This window comes from Microbacterium sp. CFSPD4_SD4 (assembly GCF_057364585.1).
The window spans coordinates 224,006-248,498 of the sequence record NZ_JBNFOC010000001.1; the positions used below are offsets into that span (position 1 = coordinate 224,006).

Annotated in this window: 25 protein-coding genes, 2 tRNA genes and 1 pseudogene; 14 read left to right on the forward strand and 14 right to left on the reverse strand. The window is 70.1% G+C overall.

Features of this window, described 5'->3' with window-relative positions; all coding sequences use genetic code 11:
• The first annotated feature begins 2 nt into the window (after window positions 1–2).
• Together mnmA and ligA are read left to right on the forward strand one after the other, a co-directional pair.
• Window positions 3–1,099, forward strand: a pseudogene (gene mnmA, locus AC2W7E_RS01110) (tRNA 2-thiouridine(34) synthase MnmA).
• A gap of 38 nt (window positions 1,100–1,137) precedes the next feature.
• Window positions 1,138–3,453, forward strand: a complete 2,316-nt coding sequence (gene ligA, locus AC2W7E_RS01115; RefSeq protein ID WP_249521918.1) for an NAD-dependent DNA ligase LigA — start codon at window positions 1,138–1,140, stop codon at window positions 3,451–3,453.
• A 3-nt stretch (window positions 3,454–3,456) separates the two neighbouring features.
• Here ligA and AC2W7E_RS01120 read toward each other — a convergent pair whose 3' ends face one another.
• Genes AC2W7E_RS01120 through AC2W7E_RS01130 form a run of 3 tightly spaced genes read right to left on the reverse strand, consistent with a single transcriptional unit; the run spans window position 3,457 to window position 7,542 of the window.
• A complete protein-coding gene (locus tag AC2W7E_RS01120) occupies window positions 3,457–3,936 on the reverse strand; it encodes a GNAT family N-acetyltransferase (RefSeq protein WP_338565999.1) in 480 nt (159 codons plus the stop codon).
• 11 nt (window positions 3,937–3,947) lie between these two features.
• Entirely contained in the window at window positions 3,948–5,795 is a 1,848-nt protein-coding gene (locus tag AC2W7E_RS01125) for a DEAD/DEAH box helicase (protein WP_485988383.1), read from the reverse strand.
• Between the two features lie 46 nt (window positions 5,796–5,841).
• Window positions 5,842–7,542 (reverse strand): long-chain-fatty-acid--CoA ligase, encoded by a 1,701-nt coding sequence (locus AC2W7E_RS01130; protein WP_485988384.1) that lies wholly within the window; start codon window positions 7,540–7,542, stop codon window positions 5,842–5,844.
• A gap of 64 nt (window positions 7,543–7,606) precedes the next feature.
• Between AC2W7E_RS01130 and gatC the strand changes: the two genes are divergently transcribed.
• The 6 genes from gatC to AC2W7E_RS01160 are packed head-to-tail and all read left to right on the forward strand — an operon-like array spanning window position 7,607 to window position 13,159.
• On the forward strand, window positions 7,607–7,906 hold the full coding sequence (gene gatC / locus AC2W7E_RS01135) for an Asp-tRNA(Asn)/Glu-tRNA(Gln) amidotransferase subunit GatC (protein ID WP_025103377.1): 300 nt from the start codon (window positions 7,607–7,609) through the stop codon (window positions 7,904–7,906).
• Window positions 7,903–9,420: an Asp-tRNA(Asn)/Glu-tRNA(Gln) amidotransferase subunit GatA gene (gatA, locus tag AC2W7E_RS01140; RefSeq protein WP_025103378.1), complete on the forward strand. Its 1,518-nt coding sequence runs from the start codon at window positions 7,903–7,905 to the stop codon at window positions 9,418–9,420. Before gatC ends, gatA begins: the two co-directional genes overlap by 4 nt.
• A complete protein-coding gene (gatB, locus tag AC2W7E_RS01145) occupies window positions 9,420–10,934 on the forward strand; it encodes an Asp-tRNA(Asn)/Glu-tRNA(Gln) amidotransferase subunit GatB (protein ID WP_025103379.1) in 1,515 nt (504 codons plus the stop codon). The genes gatA and gatB overlap by 1 nt, the downstream gene beginning before the upstream one ends.
• 48 nt (window positions 10,935–10,982) lie before the next feature.
• The gene (locus AC2W7E_RS01150) at window positions 10,983–12,239 is read left to right on the forward strand and encodes a DNA polymerase IV (RefSeq protein ID WP_126893247.1); all 1,257 of its coding nucleotides are present in this window, start codon (window positions 10,983–10,985) and stop codon (window positions 12,237–12,239) included.
• 37 nt (window positions 12,240–12,276) lie between these two features.
• Window positions 12,277–12,594: a hypothetical protein gene (locus tag AC2W7E_RS01155; protein ID WP_071328758.1), complete on the forward strand. Its 318-nt coding sequence runs from the start codon at window positions 12,277–12,279 to the stop codon at window positions 12,592–12,594.
• Window positions 12,578–13,159 carry a nucleoside/nucleotide kinase family protein gene (locus AC2W7E_RS01160; RefSeq protein ID WP_062634657.1) on the forward strand — a complete coding sequence of 194 codons (582 nt, stop codon included), beginning with the start codon at window positions 12,578–12,580 and terminating at the stop codon, window positions 13,157–13,159. Before AC2W7E_RS01155 ends, AC2W7E_RS01160 begins: the two co-directional genes overlap by 17 nt.
• Window positions 13,160–13,165: 6 nt before the next feature.
• On the opposite strand, the gene AC2W7E_RS01165 is transcribed toward AC2W7E_RS01160, so the two are convergent.
• From AC2W7E_RS01165 to orn, 6 genes are all read right to left on the reverse strand, one after another.
• Window positions 13,166–13,663 carry a DUF2017 family protein gene (locus AC2W7E_RS01165; RefSeq protein WP_249521914.1) on the reverse strand — a complete coding sequence of 166 codons (498 nt, stop codon included), beginning with the start codon at window positions 13,661–13,663 and terminating at the stop codon, window positions 13,166–13,168.
• A complete protein-coding gene (gene clpS / locus AC2W7E_RS01170) occupies window positions 13,660–13,959 on the reverse strand; it encodes an ATP-dependent Clp protease adapter ClpS (protein WP_025103384.1) in 300 nt (99 codons plus the stop codon). The genes AC2W7E_RS01165 and clpS overlap by 4 nt, the downstream gene beginning before the upstream one ends.
• The gene (locus AC2W7E_RS01175; protein ID WP_025103385.1) at window positions 13,950–14,297 is read right to left on the reverse strand and encodes a metallopeptidase family protein; all 348 of its coding nucleotides are present in this window, start codon (window positions 14,295–14,297) and stop codon (window positions 13,950–13,952) included. Before AC2W7E_RS01175 ends, clpS begins: the two co-directional genes overlap by 10 nt.
• A 33-nt stretch (window positions 14,298–14,330) precedes the next feature.
• The gene (locus AC2W7E_RS01180) at window positions 14,331–14,960 is read right to left on the reverse strand and encodes a LysE family transporter (protein ID WP_085607447.1); all 630 of its coding nucleotides are present in this window, start codon (window positions 14,958–14,960) and stop codon (window positions 14,331–14,333) included.
• Window positions 14,961–15,028: 68 nt separating this feature from the next.
• Window positions 15,029–15,104, reverse strand: a tRNA-His gene (locus tag AC2W7E_RS01185).
• A gap of 36 nt (window positions 15,105–15,140) precedes the next feature.
• Window positions 15,141–15,767 carry an oligoribonuclease gene (gene orn / locus AC2W7E_RS01190; RefSeq protein ID WP_025103387.1) on the reverse strand — a complete coding sequence of 209 codons (627 nt, stop codon included), beginning with the start codon at window positions 15,765–15,767 and terminating at the stop codon, window positions 15,141–15,143.
• A 61-nt stretch (window positions 15,768–15,828) separates the two neighbouring features.
• Here orn and AC2W7E_RS01195 point away from each other — a divergent pair.
• Window positions 15,829–15,904 (forward strand) — tRNA-Arg (locus AC2W7E_RS01195).
• A 26-nt stretch (window positions 15,905–15,930) separates the two neighbouring features.
• Here AC2W7E_RS01195 and AC2W7E_RS01200 read toward each other — a convergent pair.
• Entirely contained in the window at window positions 15,931–16,203 is a 273-nt protein-coding gene (locus tag AC2W7E_RS01200; protein WP_025103388.1) for a hypothetical protein, read from the reverse strand.
• A 206-nt stretch (window positions 16,204–16,409) separates the two neighbouring features.
• On the opposite strand from AC2W7E_RS01200, the gene AC2W7E_RS01205 reads away from it, so the two are divergent.
• The 4 genes from AC2W7E_RS01205 (at window position 16,410) to AC2W7E_RS01220 (ending at window position 19,616) form a co-directional block, all read left to right on the forward strand.
• Window positions 16,410–16,865 carry a single-stranded DNA-binding protein gene (locus tag AC2W7E_RS01205; RefSeq protein ID WP_485988385.1) on the forward strand — a complete coding sequence of 152 codons (456 nt, stop codon included), beginning with the start codon at window positions 16,410–16,412 and terminating at the stop codon, window positions 16,863–16,865.
• 9 nt (window positions 16,866–16,874) lie between these two features.
• Window positions 16,875–17,360, forward strand: a complete 486-nt coding sequence (locus AC2W7E_RS01210; RefSeq protein WP_485988386.1) for a DUF6993 domain-containing protein — start codon at window positions 16,875–16,877, stop codon at window positions 17,358–17,360.
• A gap of 80 nt (window positions 17,361–17,440) precedes the next feature.
• A complete protein-coding gene (ettA, locus tag AC2W7E_RS01215) occupies window positions 17,441–19,120 on the forward strand; it encodes an energy-dependent translational throttle protein EttA (RefSeq protein ID WP_025103391.1) in 1,680 nt (559 codons plus the stop codon).
• 7 nt (window positions 19,121–19,127) lie between these two features.
• Entirely contained in the window at window positions 19,128–19,616 is a 489-nt protein-coding gene (locus AC2W7E_RS01220; RefSeq protein WP_025103392.1) for an acyl-CoA thioesterase, read from the forward strand.
• A gap of 8 nt (window positions 19,617–19,624) precedes the next feature.
• Here the strand turns inward: AC2W7E_RS01220 and AC2W7E_RS01225 are convergent, their stop codons facing one another.
• The gene (locus AC2W7E_RS01225) at window positions 19,625–20,512 is read right to left on the reverse strand and encodes an acyl-CoA thioesterase (RefSeq protein ID WP_025103393.1); all 888 of its coding nucleotides are present in this window, start codon (window positions 20,510–20,512) and stop codon (window positions 19,625–19,627) included.
• 50 nt (window positions 20,513–20,562) lie between these two features.
• Between AC2W7E_RS01225 and AC2W7E_RS01230 the strand changes: the two genes are divergently transcribed.
• Window positions 20,563–21,225 (forward strand): DUF8185 domain-containing protein, encoded by a 663-nt coding sequence (locus AC2W7E_RS01230; protein ID WP_485988387.1) that lies wholly within the window; start codon window positions 20,563–20,565, stop codon window positions 21,223–21,225.
• Window positions 21,226–21,256: 31 nt separating this feature from the next.
• Here the strand turns inward: AC2W7E_RS01230 and AC2W7E_RS01235 are convergent, their stop codons facing one another.
• Genes AC2W7E_RS01235 through AC2W7E_RS01245 form a run of 3 tightly spaced genes read right to left on the reverse strand, consistent with a single transcriptional unit; the run spans window position 21,257 to window position 24,440 of the window.
• Window positions 21,257–22,921, reverse strand: coding sequence for an FAD-binding dehydrogenase (locus tag AC2W7E_RS01235; protein WP_485988388.1), 1,665 nt, complete (start codon window positions 22,919–22,921; stop codon window positions 21,257–21,259).
• Window positions 22,918–23,367 (reverse strand): globin, encoded by a 450-nt coding sequence (locus AC2W7E_RS01240; RefSeq protein ID WP_025103396.1) that lies wholly within the window; start codon window positions 23,365–23,367, stop codon window positions 22,918–22,920. The genes AC2W7E_RS01235 and AC2W7E_RS01240 overlap by 4 nt, the downstream gene beginning before the upstream one ends.
• Window positions 23,364–24,440, reverse strand: a complete 1,077-nt coding sequence (locus AC2W7E_RS01245; RefSeq protein WP_025103397.1) for a mechanosensitive ion channel family protein — start codon at window positions 24,438–24,440, stop codon at window positions 23,364–23,366. The genes AC2W7E_RS01240 and AC2W7E_RS01245 overlap by 4 nt, the downstream gene beginning before the upstream one ends.
• Between the last annotated feature and the right edge of the window lie 53 nt (window positions 24,441–24,493).

Genomic DNA, 24,493 nt, shown 5'->3' on the forward strand with positions numbered 1-24,493 from the left:
CCATGCGAATCCTTGCGGCCATGAGCGGTGGTGTGGACTCCGCCGTCGCGGCCGCCCGGGCCGTCGAGGCGGGGCACGATGTGGTCGGCGTGCACCTCGCGCTCTCCCGTGCCGGCGGGACCCTGCGCACCGGCAGTCGCGGCTGCTGCACGATCGAGGACGCCCTCGACGCGCGTCGCGCCGCCGACCTCCTCGGCATCCCCTTCTATGTGTGGGACTTCTCGGAGCGGTTCCGCGACGACGTGATCGACGACTTCGTCGCCGAGTACCGTGCGGGTCGGACGCCGAACCCGTGCATGCGGTGCAACGAGAAGATCAAGTTCGCTGCCCTGCTGGAGCGCGCCCTGGAGCTCGGTTTCGACGCCGTGTGCACCGGGCACTACGCGACCCTCGTCGACGGCCCGGCGGGACTCGAGCTGCACCGCGCCTCGGACAACGCGAAGGACCAGTCCTACGTGCTCGGCGTCCTCACGGCCGACCAGCTCGCCCACACCTATTTCCCCCTGGGCACCACGCCGTCGAAGGCGCTCGTGCGGGCGGAGGCGGAACAGCGCGGTCTCAGCGTCGCCCAGAAGCCGGACAGCCACGACATCTGCTTCATCCCGGATGGGGACACCCGGGGCTGGCTGGCCGAGAAGGTCGGCACGGCCACCGGTGAGATCGTCGACCGCACCGGTGCCGTCGTCGGCGCGCACGAGGGCGCCCACGCCTTCACGGTCGGCCAGCGGCGCGGACTCAAGCTCGGCGTCCCGGCGGCGGACGGCAAGCCGCGCTTCGTGCTCGAGGTGCGCCCCGTATCGAATACGGTGGTCGTCGGCCCGAAGGAGGCGCTGGCGATCGCCGAGATCGCGGGGGAGCGGTTCAGCTGGGCCGGCGCCGCGCCGACCTCGTCGTCGTTCGCGTGCGATGTCCAGATCCGCGCGCATGCCGAGCCGGTGCCCGCCACGGCCACGGTGACGGCCGAGGGCGTCCGCGTCGTCCCGGACACGCCCCTGGACGGCGTCGCCCCGGGCAGACCGCCGTGCTCTACATCGGCACGCGCGTGCTCGGGCAGTTCACGATCGATGCGACCGTCTCCGCGGTCCCCGTCGGCGTCTGATCCGGGCGGATGTCGGTCGCCGCTCCTAGACTGACGGAGTGCCGGAGAACATCTCACTGGAAGACGCCCGCCGCGAGGCGGAGGAGCTGACGACCCGCATCCTCGAGGCGAAGGACGCGTACTACGGGCGTGACACGTCGCTCGTCGACGATGCCACGTACGACGGCTGGATGCGGCGCCTGGAAGAGCTCGAGCGCCTGCACCCCGAGCTGCAGGGACAGGACTCGCCCACGCAGATGGTCGGCGCGGCCGAGGCGACGGGGCTCGCGACCATCGAGCACGCCGAGCGCATGCTCAGCCTCGACAACGTCTTCTCGATCGAGGAGCTGCGCGAGTGGGCGCAGAAGACGCGCGCCGCCGCCGGGCGTGACGTCGACTGGTTGACCGAGCTCAAGATCGACGGCCTCGCGATCAACCTGCGGTACGAGGACGGCGTGCTGACGTCGGCGGCGACCCGTGGCGACGGGCGCGTCGGCGAGATCGTCACCGAGAACGCGCTTCGACTCCCCGAGATCCCGCAACGGCTCGCCGGGGAGGGGCATCCGCCGATCGTCGAGGTGCGCGGAGAGGTCTTCATCCCCGTCGCCGCGTTCGAGCGGCTGAACGCAGCGCAGGCGGCGTTCCGAGACCGCGCGTACGCGGACGCCCTCGCGCGCTGGGAGGCCAGGGGCGGCGCGAAGAAGCCGTTCGACGAGGAGAAGGCGCGCACCGCGGCGGCACGGCGTTTCCCGGCCTTCGCGAATCCCCGCAACGCGGCCAGTGGCGGCCTGCGTCAGCAGATCGACAAGAAGGACGGCCTGGAGCTGGAAGCGGGTCTGCTGCGCATCGAGTCGCTCGCGCTGTACGTGCACGGCATCGGTGCCTGGACGAACCCGCCGGTCGCGGCCCAGAGCCAGGTCTACGAGCTGCTGGCCGCCTGGGGGCTGCCGACGAGTCCGCACACGAAGGTGTGCCGCAGCATCGACGACGTCGTCGCCTTCGTCGAGCACTACGGCGAGCATCGGCACGACATCGAGCACGAGCTCGACGGCATCGTGGTCAAGGTCGACGAGCTCGACCTGCATGACGAGCTGGGAGCGACGAGCCGGGCACCCCGCTGGGCGATCGCCTACAAGTACCCGCCGGAGGAGGTGCAGACGAAGCTGCTCGACATCGTCGTCTCCGTCGGTCGCACCGGTCGCGCGACGCCCTTCGCGGTGATGGCGCCGGCTCACGTCGCCGGATCCGTGGTCCGTCAGGCCACGCTCCACAACAAGGACGTGGTGAAGGCCAAGGGCGTTCTCATCGGCGACACCGTGGTGCTGCGCAAGGCGGGCGACGTGATCCCCGAGGTGCTCGGCCCGGTGGTCGAGAAGCGGGACGGGACCGAGCGGGAGTTCGTCATGCCCGCCGACTGCCCCGAGTGCGGCACGCCGTTGCGCGCCATGAAGGAGGGGGACATCGACCTCCGGTGCCCGAACGCCCGGTCGTGCCCCGCCCAGGTGCGCGGACGCGTCGAGCACATCGGCTCGCGGGGAGCCCTCGATGTCGAGGCCCTGGGCGAGGTGACGGCGGCGGCGCTGACCCAGCCCACGAGTCCGGCGGAGCCTCCCCTGGTGACGGAGGCGGGCCTGTTCGCCCTGACCCTGGAGCAGCTCGTGCCGATCGAGGTCGTCGTGCGCGATGCGGAGACGGGTCTGCCGCGCGAGGACGAGGACGGCCTCGTGAAGACCCGCGCGCCGTTCCGACGCAACCCGACCGCGGCCGAGAAGAAGTCGGGTCTGGAGGGTCCGCAGCCGTCTTCCCAGGCGCTGACCCTGCTCGCGGAGCTGGAGAAGGCGAAGACCAAAGACCTCTGGCGGCTCCTCGTCGCGCTCAACATCCGTCACGTCGGACCGGTCGCTGCGCGGGCGCTCGCGCAGTGGTTCGGGTCGCTCGACGCGATCCGGGAGTCATCGCGGGAAGAGCTCGCCGCGGTCGAGGGCGTGGGCGGCATCATCGCGGACTCCTTGCTCGCGTGGTTCGACGTCGACTGGCACCAGGAGATCGTCCGCCAGTGGACTGATGCGGGCGTGCAGTGGGCGACGCCGGGTCACCCCGGCCCGGGAGCGGCGGTCGCGGCCGGGGGAGTGCTGGAGGGACTCACCGTGGTGGCGACGGGATCCCTCGACGGGTACACCCGCGAGGGGGCGCAGGAGGCGATCATCAAGGCCGGCGGAAAGGCGGCCTCGAGCGTGTCCAAGAAGACGGACTTCGTGGCCGCGGGGCCGGGAGCCGGCTCCAAGCTCGCGAAGGCGGAGGAGCTCGGCGTCCGCATCCTGGACGCCGCGCAGTTCCACGTCCTGGTCAACGAGGGGCCCGCGGCGCTGGACTGAGGATCAGGCGCTCTCCGGCGCCGCCGTGGTGGGAGCGAGGAACTGCCGCAGCCGTGGGGAGTCCGCGAACCCCAGCTCCTGATAGAGCCCGACGGCTGCCTCGCTCGAATGCACGGTGATCCGTTCGGCGCCGACAGAGACGGCGTGGGCGCAAGCCGCGGCGACGAGACCGCGGCCCGCTCCTCGTCCGCGATGTTCGGGAAGGACGAAGACGCTCTGGATGTCCGCGGAGAGGCGGTGCGGAGCGCCCGGCCGCGGCACGCGGGGCACGAGGGCGACCCACGCTGCGCCGACGATGCGGTCGTCGTCATCGCGCCGCGCGACGAAGGCCACGTGGGTGCGGTCGTGGGCCCGCCACCAGTCGCCCAGCTCGGCGGTGAAGGCGTCGAGCGATCGACCGGCCGTCAGGTCCGCGGGCACGTCCTCCCACTTGAGCTGGGCGAGCGCGGCGAGATCCTCCCTGCCGGCGCGGTCGATGCGCATCGTCGGTCCGCTCAGGCCTTGTGGCGGGGCTTCCGGAAAGGCTTCTCCTCGCGGTCGCGGTGCGGCGGGCGCTCGTCACGGTCGCGGCGGTCGTTCCGGTCGTAGCGGGCCGGCCGGCCGCGGCCGTCGCCGTCGCGCGAGGACGAGCCCCGCCGTGCGCCGGGACCGCGGTCAGGAGCGATCTCGATCAGCCGTCCGGAGATGCGCGTATCGCGGAGCTTGTCGAGGACGGCGGGGTCGAGGTTCGCCGGGAGCTCGACGATCGAGAAGTCGGGACGGATGTTGATCGCGCCGAAGTCGTCGCGGCCCAGACCGCCCTCGTTCGCGAGCGCGCCCACGATCTGCCGCGGCTCGACGCGGTGCCGCCGACCCACCTCGATGCGGTACGGGGTGTAGTCGCCCCGGCTGCGACGCTCCCGGGGTTCCCGGGGCTCCCGCGTCTGCCGCTCGCGCTGCGGGCGGTTGTCGGCGGCGACCGCCTGCGACAGGGCGTCGTCTGCGGGGTCGAGGAGCAGCGGCGTGGAGCCCTGGGCGACCACGGCGAGAGCGGCCGCGACGTCGCCCTCCGGCACGTCATGATGCCGGACGTAGTGGGCGATGATGTCGCGGAACGCGTCGATGCGCGACGTCTCCGACAGTGCGGTCGTGATGGCGTCGTCGAAGCGGGCGAGCCGCGTCGTGTTCACGTCCTCGGTGCTCGGCAGCTGCATCTGCGTGGGCTGCTGCCGCGTCGCCTTCTCGATGTGCTTGAGCAGGTAGCGCTCGCGCGGGGTGATGAAGCTGATCGCGTCGCCCGTCCGCCCGGCCCGCCCGGTCCGTCCGATGCGGTGCACGTACGACTCGGTGTCGGTGGGGATGTCGAAGTTGACGACGTGACTGATGCGCTCGACGTCGAGTCCGCGGGCGGCGACGTCCGTCGCGACGAGGATGTCGAGCTTCCCGTCCTTGAGCTGATTGACGCTGCGCTCGCGCTGCACCTGCGGCACGTCACCGTTGATCGCGGCGGCGGAGTACCCGCGGGCGCGGAGCTTCTCGGCCAGGGTCTCGGTCTCGTTCTTCGTGCGGACGAAGACGATCATCCCGTCGAAGTTCTCCACCTCGAGGATGCGGGTCAGCGCGTCCACCTTCTGCGCATACGAGACGACGAGGTAGCGCTGGGTGATGTTCGTGTTGGTCGCGGTCTTGGACTTGACCGTGATCTCCTCCGGGTCGCGGAGGTACTGCTGCGCGAGGCGGCGGATCTGCGCGGGCATCGTGGCGGAGAACAGGGCGACCTGCTTCTCCTCGGGGGTCTGAGCGAGGATCTGCTCGACGTCCTCCGCGAAGCCCATCTTCAGCATCTCGTCCGCCTCGTCCAGCACGAGGTACTGGAGCTCGGAGAGGTCGAGGGTGCCCTTGGCCAGGTGGTCCATGATGCGGCCGGGGGTGCCCACCACGACGTGCACGCCGCGGCGGAGGGCGGACAGCTGCACACCGTATCCCTGACCGCCGTAGACGGGCAGCACGTGCACGCCCTTCATGCGGGAGGCGTAGGACTCGAACGCCTCGCAGACCTGCAGCGCGAGCTCACGGGTCGGGGCGAGGACGAGGGCCTGCGGCGTCTTCTGCGCGACGTCGAGCCGCTCCAGCACGGGCAGGGCGAAGGCGGCGGTCTTGCCGGTTCCGGTCTGCGCCATGCCGACGACATCGCGGCCGGCGAGGAGGGTGGGAATGGTCGCGGCCTGGATGGGCGACGGGGTCTCGTAGCCGAGATCCTTGATGGCCCTGAGGACCGGCCCGGTGATGCCGAGGTCCTCGAATCCGGGGGTGGCAGGGGACTCGTCGGGGGCGTCGGCGGGGGTCACTTCTTCAGGGGTCACTTCCCAAGGGTAGCGCGCCCGGCCCCCCTCTTCCTGTGGGGCCGGCTCAGACCCCCGACGTGAGGGCGAGCAGCTTCTCCTTCACCTGCCGGCGGAGCACCTTCCCGATCAGCGACTTCGGCAGCTCGTCGACGACGAAGACGCGGCGTGGCACCTTGTACGGGGTGAGGATGCTCCGCGCGTACTCACGGATCGCCTCCACGTCGACATCGGCTCCGGGGTCGACGACGATCGCCGCGACGACCTCCTCGCCCGAGTGGTCGCTGGGCAGTCCGACGACCGCGGCGTCCGCCACCGACGGATGCTGGCGCAGCGCGTTCTCCACCTCGGTCGGGGCGACGTTGAAGCCGCCGGTGATGATGAGCTCCTTGATGCGGTCGACGATGCGGACGAAGCCGGCGTCATCGATCGTGACGATGTCGCCGGTCCGGTACCAGCCGTCGACGAACACGGCCTCGGTCTCCTCGGGCTTGCCGTAGTAGCCGGAGAAGACCTGAGGACCCCGCACGATGAGCTCCCCGGCGGAGCCCCCCGGCACATCCTCGGTGGGATTCTCCGGATCGACGACGCGGCACTCCGTGCCCGGGAGAGGGAGTCCCACGGTGCCGGGAACCCGGTTGTCGGCGACCGGGTTCGCCATGAGGACGGGCGAGCACTCGCTCAGCCCGTAGCCCTCGACGAGGTAGCCGTGCGTTGCGGCCTCGAACGGGACGACGAGCTCGTGCGGCAGGGCCATGGCCCCGGAGATCGCGACCTCGATGCCCTCGAGGGAGACGCCCTTGGCGTTGGCGGCCGCGAGCAGCCGGTCGGCGATGGGCGGCACGAGCGGGAGGAACGTCGCCGGATGCTTCTTGACGACGTCGAGCACGAGGTCCGGGTCGAACTTCGGGAACAGCACCAGACGCGCGCCCATCGACATGGCGAAGGTGAGGCAGAGTGTCAGCCCGTACGCATGGAACATCGGCAGCACGGCGTACACGACGCAGCCCTTGCCGCGCTGGATCGACGGCACCCAGGCTTGGGACTGGGCGGCATTGGCGAGGAGGTTGCGGTGAGTGAGGGCGGCGCCCTTCGGTGTGCCGGTCGTGCCGGACGTGTACTGGATAATCGCCAGGTCGTCGGTGTCGGGCTGAGGATGCGAGGCGGGGATCGGGGTGCTGGCCACCACCGACTCCCACAGCACGGTGCCGCGGACGCGCTCGGTCAGCGCCGCCCTCGACTCTCTCGCCTTCGCGACCGGCAGCCGGAGGGCGAAGCGGGTGAGGGCCGGCATCGCTCGCGTCACGTCGACCGAGATGAGAGTCGAGACGGCGAGGTCGCTCGGGAACTCCTGCACCGTCGCGACGACCTTGTTCCAGACGATCGCGTGCTTGGCGCCGTGGTCCTCGAACTGCTTGCGCAGCTCGCGAGGGGTGTAGAGCGGGTTGTGCTCGACCACGACCGCACCGAGACGCAGCACGGCGTAGAACGCGACGATGTGCTGCGGGCAGTTCGGCAGGACGATCGCGACCGGGTCGCCCGCACGGACGCCGAGATTCCGGAGCCCCGCGGCGGCGCGATCGATCGCCTCCTGCAGCTGCGCGTAGGTGGTCTCCCTGCCGAAGAACTGCAGGGCGGGGGCATCGGGATAGTCCCGCGCCGACGCGGCGACGATGTCCACGAGGGAGCCGCTGACGGGGGCGAGGTCCTCCGGAACGCCGTCGGCGTAGCTGGCGATCCACGGGCGAGGGGGCTGGAACGTGCTCACGCGCCCAGCTTAGGCGGGCCGCGCCGCGCCGAGCGGCGGGCGGCTCGCCAACTAGACTGGGGGCGTGTCTGAAATCACCCCTGATCTTGTGCGCCATCTCGGCGTGCTCGCGCGCATCCAGCTGAACGACGACGAGGTGACGCGGCTCACGGGCCAGCTCGACGCCATCGTCGACAACATCGCCAAGGTGTCCGAGGTCGCGACCGCCGATGTCGCCGCGACGAGCCACCCGATCCCGCTGAGCAATGTGTTCCGTCCCGACGTGGTCGGCGAGACGCTCACGCACGAGCAGGTGCTGCAGAACGCCCCGGATCAGGCCGACGGCCGGTTCCGCGTCACCGCGATCCTGGGAGAAGAGCAGTGAGCGACATCATCCGGCTGACCGCGGCGGAGCTCGCCGACAAGCTCGCGACGCGGGAGGTCTCCAGCGTCGAGGCCACGCAGGCGCACCTCGACCGCATCGCCCAGGTCGACGGCGACGTCCATGCGTTCCTGCACGTCAACGAGCACGCGCTCGACGCGGCGGCCGAGATCGACGCCCGCCGCGCCGCGGGGGAGGACCTCGGGCCGATCGCCGGTGTCCCGCTCGCGATCAAGGACGTGCTCGTCACGACGGATCAGCCGACCACGAGCGGCTCGCGGATCCTCGAGGGGTACCGCTCGCCGTACGACGCGACGGTCGTGGCCCGATCCCGTGCCGCCGGACTCATCCCGCTCGGCAAGACGAACATGGACGAGTTCGCGATGGGCTCCTCGACGGAGCACTCCGCCTACGGCCCGACCCGCAACCCCTGGGACCTCGACCGGATCCCCGGCGGCTCGGGTGGGGGCTCCGCCGCGGCCGTCGCCGCCTTCGAGGCCCCGCTCGCCCTCGGCTCCGACACCGGCGGATCGATCCGTCAGCCGGCGCACGTGACCGGCACGGTCGGCGTGAAGCCGACCTACGGCGGCGTCAGCCGCTACGGCGCGATCGCACTGGCGTCGAGCCTCGACCAGGTCGGCCCCGTCACCCGCACCGTCCTCGATGCCGGTCTGCTGCACGACGCGATCGGCGGCCACGATCCGAAGGACTCCACGTCGCTTGACGAGCAGTGGCCGTCCTTCGCCGCGGCCGCACGCGAGGGTGCGCGCGGGGACGGCCTCAAGGGCCTCCGTGTCGGCGTCATCCGCGAGCTTCCCGACAGCGGTTTCCAGCCGGGGGTTGCGGCCTCCTTCCGCAGCGCCCTGGCCCTGCTGGAAGCGCAGGGTGCGGAGATCGTCGAGATCGGTGCACCGCACTTCGAGTACGGCGTCGCCGCCTACTACCTGATCCTCCCGGCCGAGGCCTCGAGCAACCTGGCCAAGTTCGACTCGGTCCGCTTCGGTCTCCGGGTCACCCCGGCGGGTAACCCCACGGTGGAGGACGTGATGTCCGCCACGCGCGACGCCGGTTTCGGCGACGAGGTCAAGCGCCGCATCATCCTCGGCACCTACGCGCTGTCGGCGGGATACTACGATGCGTACTACGGCAGCGCGCAGAAGGTCCGCACGCTGATCCAGCAGGACTTCGCCGCGGCCTTCGCCGATGTCGACGTCATCGCCACGCCGTCGGCCCCGACCACGGCCTTCAAGCTCGGCGAGAAGATCGACGACCCGCTGCAGATGTACCTGAACGACATCACGACGATCCCGGCGAACCTCGCCGGCGTCCCCGGCATCTCGATCCCCAGCGGTCTCTCGGACGACGACGGGCTGCCCGTCGGCATCCAGTTCCTCGCGCCGGCGCGGGAGGACGCCCGCCTCTACCGGGTGGGTGCCGCCCTCGAGACGTTGCTCGTGGACTCCTGGGGCGCGCCGCTGCTGTCCCGTGCCCCCCAGCTGGAAGGAGGCGCGCGCTGATGGCCGCCGCCACGCTCATGGACTTCGACAAGGCGCTCGAGCTGTTCGAGCCCGTCCTCGGTTTCGAGGTGCACGTCGAGCTCAACACGAACACGAAGATGTTCTCCGACGCTCCCAACCCCGCGAACGAGGCGTACCACGCGGCGGAGCCGAACACGCTGATCGCCCCGGTCGACCTGGGACTGCCCGGTGCCCTGCCGGTCGTTAACGAGACGGCCATCCGCTCGTCGATCAGCCTCGGCCTCGCGCTCGGCTGCTCAATCGCGGAGTCCAGCCGGTTCGCCCGGAAGAACTACTTCTACCCGGACCTGGGCAAGAACTACCAGATCTCCCAGTACGACGAGCCGATCGCCTTCGAGGGGTCGGTCGAGGTGGAGCTCGAGGACGGCACCATGGTGACGATCCCGATCGAGCGCGCGCACATGGAGGAGGACGCCGGCAAGCTCACGCACATGGGCGGCTCGACCGGCCGGATCCAGGGCGCCGAGTACTCGCTCGTCGACTACAACCGCGCCGGCGTCCCGCTCGTCGAGATCGTGACGAAGACGATCTTCGGCACTGATCACCGGGCTCCCGAGGTCGCCAAGGCGTACGTCGCCGCCATCCGCGACATCGTCCGCGGACTCGGCATCTCCGAGGCTCGGCTGGAGCGCGGCAACCTGCGGTGCGACGCCAATGTCTCGCTCCGTCGTCGGGGTGAGGAGAAGCTCGGCACGCGCACGGAGACGAAGAACGTCAACTCCATGCGATCGGTGGAGCGCGCGGTGCGGTACGAGATCCAGCGTCAGGCGCAGATCCTCGCCGACGGCGGCACCATCATCCAGGAGACCCGGCACTGGCACGAGGACACCGGGACCACCTCTCCCGGGCGGCCGAAGTCGGACGCCGACGACTACCGGTACTTCCCCGAGCCGGATCTGCTTCCGGTGCAGCCGCCGCGCGAGCTGATCGAGGAGCTGCGCGCCGCCCTGCCCGAGCAGCCCGTCGCCCGTCGACGCCGGCTCATGGACGAGTGGGGCTTCACCCCGCTGGAGTTCCAGGACGTGCGCAACGGCGGTCTGCTCGATGTCGTCGAGGCCACGATCGCCGCCGGGGCCACGCCGGCCGCGGCACGGAAGTGGTGGACGGGGGAGATCACCCGCCTCGCCAATGCGCAGGAGAAGGACGCGGTCGACCTCGTCAGCCCGGAGAACGTCGCGGCGCTGCAGCAGCTCGTCGACGCCGGGACGCTGACCGACAAGCTCGCACGCCAGGTGCTGGAGGGCGTGATCGCCGGTGAGGGCACGCCGCAGGAGGTCGTCGACGCACGCGGTCTCGCCGTGGTCTCGGACGACGGTGCGCTCATCGCGGCGATCGACGAGGCTCTCGCCGCACAGCCCGATGTGATGGCCAAGATCCAGGACGGCAAGGTCCAGGCCGCGGGTGCCATCATCGGTGCGGTCATGAAGGCCATGAAGGGCCAGGCCGACGCCGCCCGCGTCCGCGAACTCATCCTCGAGCGCGCCGCGCAGTGATTCTCGCCCCTGGGCCTCCATGTCGGAGGCCCAGGGGACAATGGATTCATGGGACACGGTGATGGCAGAGGCCGCATGGTGTCCTCGGCCGATGCCGACGACTCCGGTACGCGCATCCTCCACGTCGACATGGACGCGTTCTATGCGGCCGTCGAAGTGCTGGACGACCCGAGTCTCCGCGGACTGCCGCTGATCATCGGGGCTCCGGATGGCCGCTCCGTGGTCTCCAGCGCCTCCTACGAGGCACGGCGCTACGGCGTGCGCTCCGCGATGCCCGTGTCGCAGGCCGTGCGGCTGTGCCCGACGGCACGGATCGTCCCGCCGCACTTCCACCGGTACCAAGAGGTCTCGCGGCAGGTGATGGCGATCTTCGAGTCGTTCACGCCGCTCGTGGAGCCGCTGTCGGTGGACGAGGCGTTCCTCGACGTACAGGGTGTGCGCCGGCTCTGGGGGAGCCCCGCCCGGATCGCGGCCCAGATTCGTGAGCGCGTCCTCGCCGAGGTCGGCATCACGTGCAGCGTGGGCGTGGCCGCGACCAAGCATGTGGCGAAGATGGCGTCGACGATGGCCAAGCCGGACGGGATGCTCGTGGTCGCGGAACACGACACTCTCGCCTTCCTCGCGCCGCGCCCCGTGCGAGCGCTGTGGGGCGTGGGGCCGAAGGCGGCGGAGGCCCTGGAGGCCCGCGGCCTCCGCACGATCGGCGACCTCCGCACCGCATCGCCCGAGATGCTGGACCGCGCCGTGGGGCCGGCGCTGAGCGCGAGGCTCGCGCAGCTGGCGCGGGGGGAGGACGCGCGTGCGGTCGACACGGAGCGCGTGGAGAAGAGCATCGGACACGAGGAGACCTTCGACCACGACGTCGCGGATCGTGCCTTCCTCCGCGCGGAGCTGCTGCGGCTGGCCGATCGCGTGGGCGCGCGCCTGCGCCGGGCCGGGTGGGAGACCTCCACGGTCGCGATCAAGATCCGCTTCGACGACTTCCGGACCGTCACCCGCTCCCAGACGTTGCCGGAGCCGACCGCGGTCGGCCAGCGCATCGGCGAGGCGGCCCAGAGCCTGTTCGCGCTCATCGAGCGCAGTGATCCGGTCCGCCTCGTGGGCGTCCGGGCGGAGAACCTCCGGCCGGCGGGAGGTGGCGCGCTGGCGCTGTGGGACGAGGACGAGGACTGGCGCAAGGTCGAAGGGGCCGTCGACGAGGCCATGGCGCGGTTCGGTTCGGCGACGATCAGCAGGGCGCGCCACATCGGACGCGGTGAAGGAAGGGGCGCCGCGCGGCATCCGAAGGACCACGGCGTCGATTGACCGCGCGCCGCAGGCCGCCGTCGGCTACCGTGGGAACATGCCGAACATTGCACTGGAACTCGGGAATCAGGTCGCGTCCTTCGGCGTGAAGAGCGCGTACGGAGAACCGCAGGAGATCGATGGCGTCACCGTCACTCCGGTGGCGTTCACCTACGCGGGCTTCGGCGGAGCCAGCGGGGACGGCGGAGAAGGCGGCGGAGGTGGCGGCGTCTCGGTGCCGGTGGGCGTCTACGTCCGGCGCGAGGAGGGCCTGCGCTTCGAGCCGAACATCGTGACGCTCCTCGTCGTGGCCGTCCCCTTCGTCTGGGTCACCGGTCGGGCCCTCACGCGCATCATCCGTGCCCTCAAGAAGTGACGATGCGGTCGCAGCGGCGCTCTCGCACGCGGCGACGCTGATCGCGGAAGACGTCCGCGCACTCGCGGCCTCCAACCCCGTCGTGCTGATCGACGGCGGGAGCGGCGCAGGCAAGACCTCTCTGGCCGCGCGCGTGGCGCGGGCCTGGCCGGTCACCGGACGCGTGCAGGTCATCGCGTTGGACTCCCTCTATCCCGGCTGGGATGGCCTCGACGACGGGGCGGAGCGCGCGCTCGAGGGCATCCTCCGTCCCCACGGACGCGGGCTTCTCGGGGCGTGGCGTCGCTGGGACTGGGAGCACGGCGAGGAGGCGGAGACCCACGCCGTCGATCCGGCCCTCGGCGTCATCGTCGAGGGCAGCGGGATCCTGCGACCCTCGACGGCACGCCTGGCCGACATCCGGATCTGGGTGGAGTCCGGCGAGTCATCGCGGAAGGCCCGTGCGCTGGCGCGGGATGGCGACACCTACCGCCCGCACTGGGACCGGTGGGCGGCGCAGGAGCGCCGTCACCTCGAGCGAGACCGTCCGAGGGAACTCGCCACTCGCGTGATCGAGGTCCCGTGATTCCGCTCAGCGGAGGGCGTCGGCGTCGCTCTCGTCCACGGCTTCGATGAGCAGCTCGAGACGGTATCCCAGCCAGTCGTAGACGGCCTGGCCGTCACCGCCGACGTCGGGTTCGTCGTCGGTGATGCCGAGCCGCGTGGCGATGACGAGCCGGATGGCGGTGAGGGTGCGGAGCCACGCGTCCACGTCCTCGCGCCGTACGAGGACGTCGCGGGGAACGCGGGCGCCCTCATCGGTCACCTCGGCGTCGGGGTCGAACACCTGCAGCGCCGTGCGCATGACCCGCGCATCGTGCAGCCGTCGGTCCAGGAGGTCCGCGCGGGTTGCCGAGGCGAACGCCGCCGCGGCGTCGTCGTCGTCCGGATAGGCGTTCGGCGTCAACCGGGCCACGCCCGGGTCGTCGCCTTCGGAATCCCGGAGCAGGTCCATGAAGTCATCGACGAGCCGGGCCAGGTGCATGCCCTCGATCGTGGCGACCGAGACGGTGATCGGTGGGGTGTTCATGCGGCCTTCCTGACGGTGGCCCAGAGCCCGTAGTCGTGCATCGCCTGTGCGTGCACCTCCATGGTCTCGCGGGGTCCGGTGGCGACGATCGCGTGTCCGTCGTGGTGGACGGCGAGCATGAGGCGGGTGGCATGCTCGCGGGTGTAGCCGAAGTAGGTGCGGAAGACACGGACGACGTAGCTCATCAGATTCACCGGATCGTTCCACACGACGACCTCCCAGGGCTCCAGGGGCGCAGCGGAGAGATCGGTGGCTTCATCGATCTCGGGAAGAGCAGTCGACACGGTCAGGCCCATCCGAGCTCGTGCAGGTGGGCGTCGTCGATGCCATGGAAGTGCGCGATCTCGTGGACGAGGGTGGTGTGGATCTCGTCGCGGAGTTCGTCGATGTCCTCACACTGCGCGAGATGCGGTTCCCGGTAGACGATGATGCGATCGGGCAGCTCACCCATCCCGTACTGCGTGCGCTCCGGCAACGCGAGGCCGTCGTACAGGCCGAGCAGATCGAGGCTGCCGTCCTCGGGACGATCCTCCACCACGAAGACGACGTTCTCGAGCTGCTCGACCATCTCGTCGGGCAGCTGGTCGAGTTCGTCGATCACGAGGGCCTCGAAGGCCGCGGCGTCCATGTCCATCCCCTCCAGCCTACGGGGACGGCGACGGGTTCCTCAGTGCAGGAGGACGAGCAGCGCCGCGACGCCGATGAAGAGGCTTCCGAACACGGTGTTGAGGATCCGCTGGCCGTGCGGAGAGCGGGTGAGGCGGCGGAAGGGGCGTGCGGCCGTGGCGAAGAATCCCCACATGACGAGCACGTCGACGACCACGACGGTCGCGACGAGGGCCAGGTACTGGGGGAGCGGAGGCTGGTCCAGCCGGATGAACTGCGGGATGAACGCGAGGAAGAAGACGATCGCCTTGGGATTCAGCAGGTTGACCCAGAAGCCTCGGCGCATCATCGACCAGTGGCTCTCCCGAGCATCCACGGGATCCGGCGCGTCATCGAGCGCCGGAGCGGGGCGGGTCAGGATCAAACGGATGCCGAGGTACACCAGGTAGGCGGCGCCGGCGTATCGGATGAGGTTGAACAGGACGTCCGAGCGCGAGACGAGAAGCCCGACGCCGGCAGCCACGATCACGACATGCACGATGAGCGCGATCTGCTGGCCGATGATTCCCCAGATCGAGCGCTTCCAGCCCTGCGTCAGGGAGTTGGACATCGTGTTGATCGCGCCGGCCCCCGGCGTGAAGCTGATCACCACGGATGCGGTGAGAAGAGAGAACCAGACCGCCAGTGACACCAGGACAGTCTAGGGCCCGTGTGACAGGCGAAGAGGCTCGGACCGAACCGGTCCGAGCCTCTTCGAGCTGGGGTGAGTAACGGGGCTTGAACCCGCGACCTCCTGGACCACAACCAGGCGCTCTACCAACTGAGCTATACCCACCATGCGCCCGTCGAAACAGGCAACCCCACGAGTCTATTACATGTTCGGAGCGAACTCTGACACCGTGCGCGCGGCGATCTCCTTGGCGTCGTCGCTGGAGGGGCCCGGCTCGTCCACGAAGACGGCCTCCCGGTAGTAGCGGAGCTCGCGGATCGACTCCAGGATGTCGGCCAACGCGCGGTGGCCGCCGTCCTTCGCCGGAGCCTGGAAGAACACGCGGGGGTACCAGCGGCGGGAGAGCTCCTTGATGCTGGAGACATCGACGTTCCGGTAGTGGAGCCACTGGTCGACCTGAGGCATGTACTTCGCGAGGAACATCCGGTCGGTGCCGATCGTGTTGCCGGCGAGAGGCGCGCGGCGCTCGAGGGGGACGAAGCGGCGGATGTACGCCAGCGTCTGCTCCTCCGCCTCCTCGAGGGTGACCCCGTGCGGGATCTCGTCGATGAGCCCCGAGGTCTCGTGCATGGCGGTGACGAAGTCGTTCATGTTCGCGAGCGCGTCCGCGCTCGGACGGATGACGACCTGGAATCCGGGGTCGAGCGGACGGAGCTCGAAGTCGGTGACCACCACCGCGATCTCGACGAGCTCGTCGACGGCGAGATCGAGCCCCGTCATCTCGCAGTCGATCCAGACGAGGCGGTCGTTCTCCGAAGCAGTCACCATGTCGCCATCCTATCGACGGCCCCGACATCGACCCGCGGGGCGCGGTACGGTAGAGACGTCCGCCTCCGTAGCTCAGGGGATAGAGCAGGAGCCTTCTAATCTCTTGGTCGCAGGTTCGAATCCTGCCGGGGGCGCCACTGATCGCCCGTCACATCGACGGCTCTCAGCAGTGCCGCAGCGCGTCGACCGCGTCGTCTGCGCGCCAGAACTCGCCGATCAGCCGGAACCCGCCCGTCGCCAGATGAAGCCGCTCCGCGCGGTAGCGGACGCCGAGGGGATCGGCCACCGCGCGGAGGTGACCGAGGACATGCTCGCGGCTGTCCTGGACACGCCACAGGTGATCGGCGGCACGGACGAGGTGCTCTCGACGGGACGCGAGCGGCGGGGCTGCAAGCGGGACTCCGGGAGCGGGGGTCGAGGTGGTGGTGGCGGTCATGGTCTCTCCTTCCATGGTTCGAACATACGACCGGCCACCGACATTCGTCCGGGTGTCGATATCCGGCGGTGACCGGGCCTCTTCTGCACGGACCCTCTCCGCTGTCGACCTTCCACAGAACGCGCGATCGCGCCCTCGCGCACCCGTCGGCTCGGTGCACGCTGGAGGTCATCCGGCCGCCGAGCCGGCACCGAGAGGACGAACACATGATCGACACCGTGACCATCGTGGGCAGAGTCGCGACGGACCCCACCCCCGGGCGGACGAGCGCCGGAGTGCCCGTCACGAACTTCCGGCTGGCGAGCACGCACCGGCGCTTCGACCCGGCGAGCGGGACCTGGGTGGATGCGGGGACCAACTGGTTCTCGATCGCCGCCTTCCGACGGCTGGCGGAGCACGCGCGGGCATCGCTGCGAGTGGGCGACAGCGTCATCGTCTCCGGGCGACTCCGGGTGCGCCCGTGGGAGAGCAACGGCAAGCAGGGGACGAGCGTCGACATCGACGCGGACACCATCGGACACGATCTGCGGTGGGGGACCACGGCGTATCGGCCGAGCCCCCGGCCGTCATCCGGGGAGGCGGGGGAGAGCGCTGATCTCTCGACGGTGGGTGACGAGGCGCACGACGCGTGGGATCAGCCTGCAGAGACCGAGGCGGCCTAGACTCTGCTCGTGCTCCGATCGGTCCTCCCGTCCCGCGCTGCGGCGCTCGTGCTCGTCGCCGGTGTCTCGGCCGCCGTCCTCGCCGGATGCGCGCCGGAGCCCTCGGCGACGCCGACTCCCACGGCGGCAGCCACCGCTGATCCGACGCCGTCCGCCGCTCCTGCTCTGGTGCCGGACGGGAGCGCCGAGGACAACCTCCCCGTCTTCACGGCGGTGGCGGAGCAGGTCTGGGGGACGGAGCAACGCGGGGAGGGGTGCGCGTACGTCGACGGTCTCGTCGCGGCGGGATTCGATCGGGACGCCATGCAGCTCACGCCGGACCAGTCCACGGTCGGGAACCCGGCGGAGAGCATCCAGTTCTCGGTCCGCTGGGGCGAGGAGGAGTGCCTGATCGGACAGGTCGGTCCCTCCACCGGTGCCGTCGTGACCACGGTCATGCCCCAGCTGGCCGGCGGGCGGTGCCTGGTGGGCGCGACGCGGCCGATCGACTGGTGACTCGCGTACACAGATAAGCCCACTCGCGGCCGGTAGGCTGGAGTGTCGATCTTCGACGCCAACAGAAGGAGCGGTTTTCGGTGGCTGAGTACATCTACTCCATGGTTCGTGCCCGCAAGGCGGTGGGTGAGAAGCTCATCCTGGACGACGTCACGATGGCGTTCCTGCCGGGCGCGAAGATCGGCATGGTCGGCCCCAACGGCGCCGGAAAGTCGACGATCCTCAAGATCATGGCCGGGCTCGACACCCCGTCCAACGGTGAGGCCAAGCTCTCGCCGGGGTACTCCGTCGGCATCCTCATGCAGGAGCCGGAGCTCGACGAGTCGAAGACGGTCCTCGAGAACATCCAGGACGGCATCGCCATCAAGGCCAAGGTCGACCGGTTCAACGAGATCTCCGCGCTGATGGCCGATCCGGACGCCGACTTCGACGCGCTCCTCGCGGAGATGGGGACGCTGCAGGAGGAGATCGACGCGGCGGACGGCTGGGACCTCGATTCCCAGCTCGAGCAGGCGATGGACGCCCTCCGCACCCCGCCCGGCGACGCGGCCATCGCTCCGCTCTCCGGTGGTGAGAAGCGCCGTGTGGCGCTGGCCAAGCTGCTGCTGCAGAAGCCCGACCTGCTGCTCCTCGACGAGCCCACCAACCACCTCGACGCGGAGAGCGTGCTCTGGCTCGAGCAGCACCTCCAGTCGTACAAGGGCGCCGTGATCGCCATCACCCACGACCGGTACTTCCTCGACCACGTGGCCGAGTGGATCGCCGAGGTCGACCGCGGACGCCTCATCGGCTACGAGGGCAACTACTCGACGTACTTGGAGAAGAAGGCGGAGCGCCTCGACATCCAGGGCAAGAAGGATGCCAAGCTCGCCAAGCGCCTGAAGGACGAGCTCGACTGGGTCCGCTCCAGCGCGAAGGGCCGTCAGACGAAGTCGAAGGCGCGTCTGGCACGGTACGAGGAGATGGCGGCCGAGGCGGAGCGCACCAGGAAGCTGGACTTCGAGGAGATCCAGATCCCCGCCGGTCCTCGACTCGGCAACGTCGTCATCGAGGCCAAGAACCTCAAGAAGGGCTTCGACGGCCGCTCGCTCATCGACGGCCTGAGCTTCAGCCTTCCGCCGAACGGCATCGTCGGCGTCATCGGCCCGAACGGCGTCGGAAAGACGACCCTGTTCAAGACCATCGTCGGGCTGGAGCCGCTGGACGGCGGCGACCTCAAGATCGGCGAGACCGTCAAGATCAGCTACGTCGACCAGTCGCGGTCGTCGATCGACCCGAACAAGACCCTGTGGGAGGTCGTCTCCGACGGCCTGGACTTCATCACGGTCGGCAAGACCGAGATCCCGTCCCGTGCCTACGTCTCGAAGTTCGGGTTCAAGGGCCCGGACCAGCAGAAGAAGGCCGGCGTGCTCTCCGGTGGTGAGCGCAACCGTCTGAACCTCGCGCTCACCCTCAAGGAGGGTGGCAACCTGCTCCTCCTCGACGAGCCGACCAACGACCTCGACGTCGAGACGCTGAGCTCCCTGGAGAACGCGCTGCTCGAGTTCCCCGGCTGTGCGGTGGTCATCACCCACGACCGGTGGTTCCTCGACCGGATCGCGACGCACATCCTCGCCTACGAGGGCACGGACGAGAAGCCCGACCAGTGGTACTGGTTCGAGGGCAACTTCGAGGCCTACGAGCAGAACAAGATCGAGCGTCTCGGCCCGGATGCGGCGAAGCCCCACCGGTCGACGCACCGCAAGCTCACCCGCGACTGAGGCGGCCATGAGCACCGACTCGCCGGGTTCCCGCCTGCACATCCCGATCCACCTCCGTTGGGGCGATCTGGATGCGTTCAACCACGTCAACAACACCTCGATGCTCAAGCTGCTCGAGGAGGCGCGCGTCCGCGCGTTCTGGCGTGCGGGACCCGGCGAGGAGGCGCCGTCCACCGCCGTCCTCGACTCCGGGATCGAGGAGGGGATCCTGACGCTCATCGCGCGGCAGGAGATCGAGTACCTCGCTCCGGTTCCGTACCAGCGGCGCCCGCTCGAGGTGCAGATGTGGTTCGGGAAGCTCGGCGGGTCCAGCGTCGAGGTCTGCTACGAGGTGCACAACGACCCGGCCGCCGAGCCGCGTGAGCTCTACGCGCGATCCACGGCCATCATCGTGCTCGTCGACGCGGGCACGGGACGGCCGACACGCCTGACAGCGGAGATGCGCGAGGCGTGGGAGCCGTACGTCGGTCCCTCCATCGAGTACGCTCACCGCTGAGCGCAGCGTCAGCGATCCTCGGGAACCCGGATCATGATCTCCTGAGCGACGCTCGCCACGAGCGTGCCCTCTCGGGTGTAGACGCGCCCCGTGGCCAGGCCGCGACCGCCGCGGGCGCTCGGCGACTCCTGCACATAGAGGAGCCACTCGTCCACGCGCGCCGGACGGTGCCACCACATCGCGTGGTCCAGGCTCGCGACCTTCAGGCCGGGAAGTGACCAGGAGACCCCGTGAGCGCGCAGGATCGACTCCTGGATCGTCATGTCGCTGAGGTAGGCCAGCGCGGCACGATGCAGCCGCTGGTCGTCGGGGAGCGGGGCGCGCAGTCGCATCCACACCGCCTGCCGGGGGACCCGTTCGTCATCGTTCGGCAGATAGAGGGGGGAGTCGACGTGGCGGATGTCGGCCGCACGCTCGCTCAGCATGCGTCGCGCGCCTCCGGCGAGTCCGGGCACACGGTCCTCATCGGGGGCGAGGTCTTCCGGGACGGGCACACCGGCGGGCATGGGCTCGGCGTGCTCCACCCCGGGGTCGGCATCCTGGAACGAGGCGATCATCGAGAAGATCGGCACGCCGTTCTGGTACGCCTGGGTGCGGCGGGTGGAGAACGAACGTCCGTCGTGGATCCGGTCGACGGCGATGGTGATCCCCTGGCTCGCATCGCCGGGACGGAGGAAGTAGCCGTGCATCGAGTGGACGGCGCGGTCCTCCGGAAGCGTGCGCTCCGCGGCCACGAGGGTCTGCGCGAGCACCTGTCCGCCGTAGATGCGGCCGCTCGGCATCGGGTGCGACGAGCCCGTGAAGATGTCCTCGGTGGTCCGCGCCTGGGTGGCGTCGAGGTCGAGGACGTCGAGAAGACGCTCCACGGTCTGGATGGCGTGCTCGTCGGCGCTCATGTGTTCCCCTCCGCGGCCCGGGGTCGCCGCTCGTTGGTAGTTTAGAACGCGTGACCCCTCAGCTCCTGCTCGCCGATCCGGACACGGCGAAGGATGTCCTCACGTTCACGGCGCGCGCCCGGGTGTCCGACGAGGGTGTGCGTCTCCAGGCTCATCAGGGCGTCCTGGCGCTCACCACGGCGGTCCTCGCGCCTCAGGGGCTCTTCGATCAGACGCCGACGATCCTTGCCATGCGCATCGTCCGTGCCGACCCGGAACTCGAGTGCGACCTCGTGATCGACGCCCTGAGGTCGACGGACGACCCGCAGCGCCTCGCTCTGCCGGAGACCGCTCTCTCGCCCGCGTGGGCCGGTGTCGCGCCCCCACGACAGGGGTGGGCGCTGGAGTCGACCCTTCCCGCCTCCGTCATCGCGCAGCGCGCGCAGTGGGGCATCTCCGCGGTCGCGCACGGCGCGGGACCGGGATCCGGCGAAGAGGCGGTGCGTGCGCTCCGCGCGGCGATCTGGGGCGAGCCGGACGACGACCTCGGCGGCCTGCCGCGCGGCGTCGCTTTCGCGGCCGACGCGCTCGGCTTCATCTCCGGCGAAGAGGACGTGCCCGTGACGCGTTCCGGTCGTTGGACGCGGCTCGCGTTCCGCCGCGGCCACGTGCTCGCCCGCGGTCCCGTGGCCTCCGGGCTGACCGGCGTGCGAGCCACCGGCACCCGCGCCTGACGGGACCACGGGACCGGCGGGCAGCTCCGGATCAGCCGAGGGCAGCCGCTGCGCGTCCGGCCTGACGGCCGGAGAACAGGCACCCGCCGAGGAACGTGCCCTCCAGGGCTCGGTAGCCGTGCGCGCCACCGCCGCCGAAGCCGCTGGCCTCGCCCGCGGCGAAGAGACCCGGAATCGGCGCGCCGCTTCCATCCAGGGCGCGACCGTCGAGATCCGTGTTGATCCCCCCGAGGGACTTCCTGGTGAGCACGTGCAGCTTGACCGCGATCAGCGGCCCGGCGGCGGGGTCCTGGAGCCGATGCGGGGCCGCGGTGCGGATGAGCTTGTCCCCGCGATAGGCCCGCATCGAGCGCAGCATGCCGATCTGCGGGTCCTTGCTGAAGTCGTTGGCCATCTCCCGGTCCCGGGCGACCACCTCGCGGCGCACGGCCTCGATGTCCAGGAGCTCGCCCCCGGGGTGGGCCGCCATCTGCTCCAGCAAGGACTCCAGGTCGTTCTCGACGATGAAGTCCTCGCCCTCGTCGAGGAACGACTGCACGGGTCCGGTCGGCCCTTTCGCGAGGCGGGACTTGAGGAGCAGGGCCACGTCCTTGCCGGTGAGATCCGGGTTCTGCTCGCTGCCGGACAGCGCGAACTCCTTCTCCACGATCTGCCGCGAGGTCACGAACCAGGAGTGGTCGTGGCCCGTCCGCCGCAGGTGCTCGAGCGTGCCGAGGGTGTCGAAGCCGGGGAAGAGCGGAACGGGGAGCCGGTGTCCGGTCGCGTCGAGCCACAGCGACGAAGGCCCGGGCAGGATGCGGATGCCGTGCTGCGGCCACACCGGGTCCCAGTTGGTGATGCCTTCCACGTAGTGCCACATCCGGTCGCCGTTGATGAGGCGGGCGCCGGCGGCGGCGCTCACGCTCTGCATCGAGCCGTCGACATAGGCGGGCACGCCGGAGAGCATGTGCGCCGGGGGAGTGCCGAGGCGCGAGGGCCAGGCCGCGCGGACGAGGTCATGGTTTCCGCCGATGCCACCGGAGGCCACGATCGTCGCCGTCGCGTCGATCTCGAACGCGCCGATCACGTCTCGGGACGAGGGGACGCCCCGGGCGGCACCGTCCGACGCCAGCACGCTCCCGCGGGCACCGGTCACGCGCCCGCCGGTGAGGACGAGTTCCTCGACGCGGTGTCGGGCGAGGACGGTGAGCCGTCCCTCGCGCTCTCCCTGCTCGACGGCGGCCGCGAACGAGGCGACGATCCCCGGCCCGGTGCCCCAGGTGATGTGGAAGCGAGGGACCGAGTTCCCCGGACCGAGGGCGCCGTAGCCGCCCCGCTCGGCCCAGCCGACCACCGGGAAGAAGCCGACGCCGCGGGCGCGGAGCCACGAGCGCTTCTCACCGGCCGCGAACTGCAGATAGGCCTCTGCCCAGCGCCGGGGCCACTCGTCCTCGGGGCGGTCGAATCCGGCGGTGCCGAACCAGTCCTGGGTCGCGAGCTCGAGCGAGTCGGTGATGCCGAGGCGGCGCTGTTCCGGAGAATCCACGAGGAACAGCCCGCCGAAGGACCACCACGCCTGCCCGCCCAGGTTCGTCCGCGGTTCCTGGTCCACGATGACGACCCGACGCCCGGCCTCGAGGGCTTCGGCGGCGGCGACGAGACCGGCCAACCCCCAACCGATCACCAGGACGTCTGCGGTCGGGGGTGTGGTCGTCATGGGGTCTCCGTTGATTCCTGACGGGAGCGGGTCTCCAGGGTCGTGCGCCCCTGGGGTGCCGTGCCGATGCCGGACGGCTCGAATGTGTTCACCATGGCATAGGCGGCGCGCTCCAGGTAGTCCCAGAGAGTGGTTTCGTGCAACGGGGACAACTGCGCCTCGTCCACGGCCGTGCGCATATGACGAAGCCAACGATCGCGGGCGTCGGGGTCGACACGGAAGGGCATGTGACGCATCCGCAGGCGGGGATGGCCGCGGGTCTCGCCGTAGGTGCTCGGGCCGCCCCAGTACTGCTCGAGGAACAGGAGCAGGCGCTCCTCGGCCGGACCGAGGTCCTCCTCCGGATACATCGGCTTGAGCACGGGGTCGAGGGCCACCTCGCGATAGAACACCGAGACGATCTTCGCGAACGTCTCGCGCCCACCGACCTCGTCGTAGAACGTCACTTGTCTGCACTCCCGTCGCCGCCGGTGTTCTTCTTGCGCCGCCAGATGCCGCGATCCGGGATGACGGGCACCCCGGTGACGGCGTTGGGGCGCGTCTTTGGCGGGTTGGCGCCCCGGACGCGGCGCGCACCCTCCAATCCGGTGGGCACGACGTCCGCGAGACGTGGCACGTCGATCTCCTTCTCCAGCAGAGCGGCTCGGAGACGGCGTCGGAGCTCCTGCGCCACGTCGTCGCGCGCGTTCGCCCTGGTCTTGATGACGGCGCGCACCACGAGGGCGTCGCCGTCCACCGACTCCAGGCCCCACAGCTCCGGCTTCTCCACGATGCGGGTGCGCCACTTCGGGTCTTTCGCTAGGCCCTGCGCCGTCTCCAGCAGGATGTGCTCGACCTGTTCGAGGTCGGAATCCGGCGCCACACCGATGTCGACGATCGCGCGCGCCCAGCCCTGCGACATGTTCCCGATCCGGGTGACCTCTCCGTTGCGCACGTACCAGAGGGTCCCGTTCACGTCCCGCACCTGGGTCACGCGCACACTGACGTACTCGACGACGCCGCTCGCCAGCCCGAGGTCGACGACGTCGCCGATGCCGATCTGGTCCTCGGCGACGAGGAAGATGCCGTTCAGCACGTCTTTGACGATGTTCTGGGCACCGAAACCGAGGCCGGCACCGACCGCCGCCGTGAGAAGGGTGAGCGATCCGAGGAGAGCATTGTCGATCGCGTTGACGATGAGGATGATCGCGATGATCACGAGCATCACGTTGACGATGTTCTGCAGGATGGTGCCGAGTGTGCGTGTGCGCTGGACCAGTCGCATGTCGGCCAGCGGGGAGCGTTCGAGTGCCTGGGTGTCGTCGACGGCGGCCTTGTTCTTGGCGGTGTCGACGATGCGGTGCACGACCCGCCTGATCACCCGGCGCAGTACGAGCGCGATGAGGACGCAGGCGCCGATGATCAGGGCGATCTGCAGGAGCTTGCCGCCGACCGTGGTCAGCAGCGTGAGCATGTCCTCCACCCATGGGGGGAGCTCGGTCGGCGTCGGCGTGGGGGTCGTCTCAGCGGAAATCAGCATCGTCTCGATGGTACCGAGAGGGCCTCTGCGCCGGCTGGAAGAGCGGCGGCAGA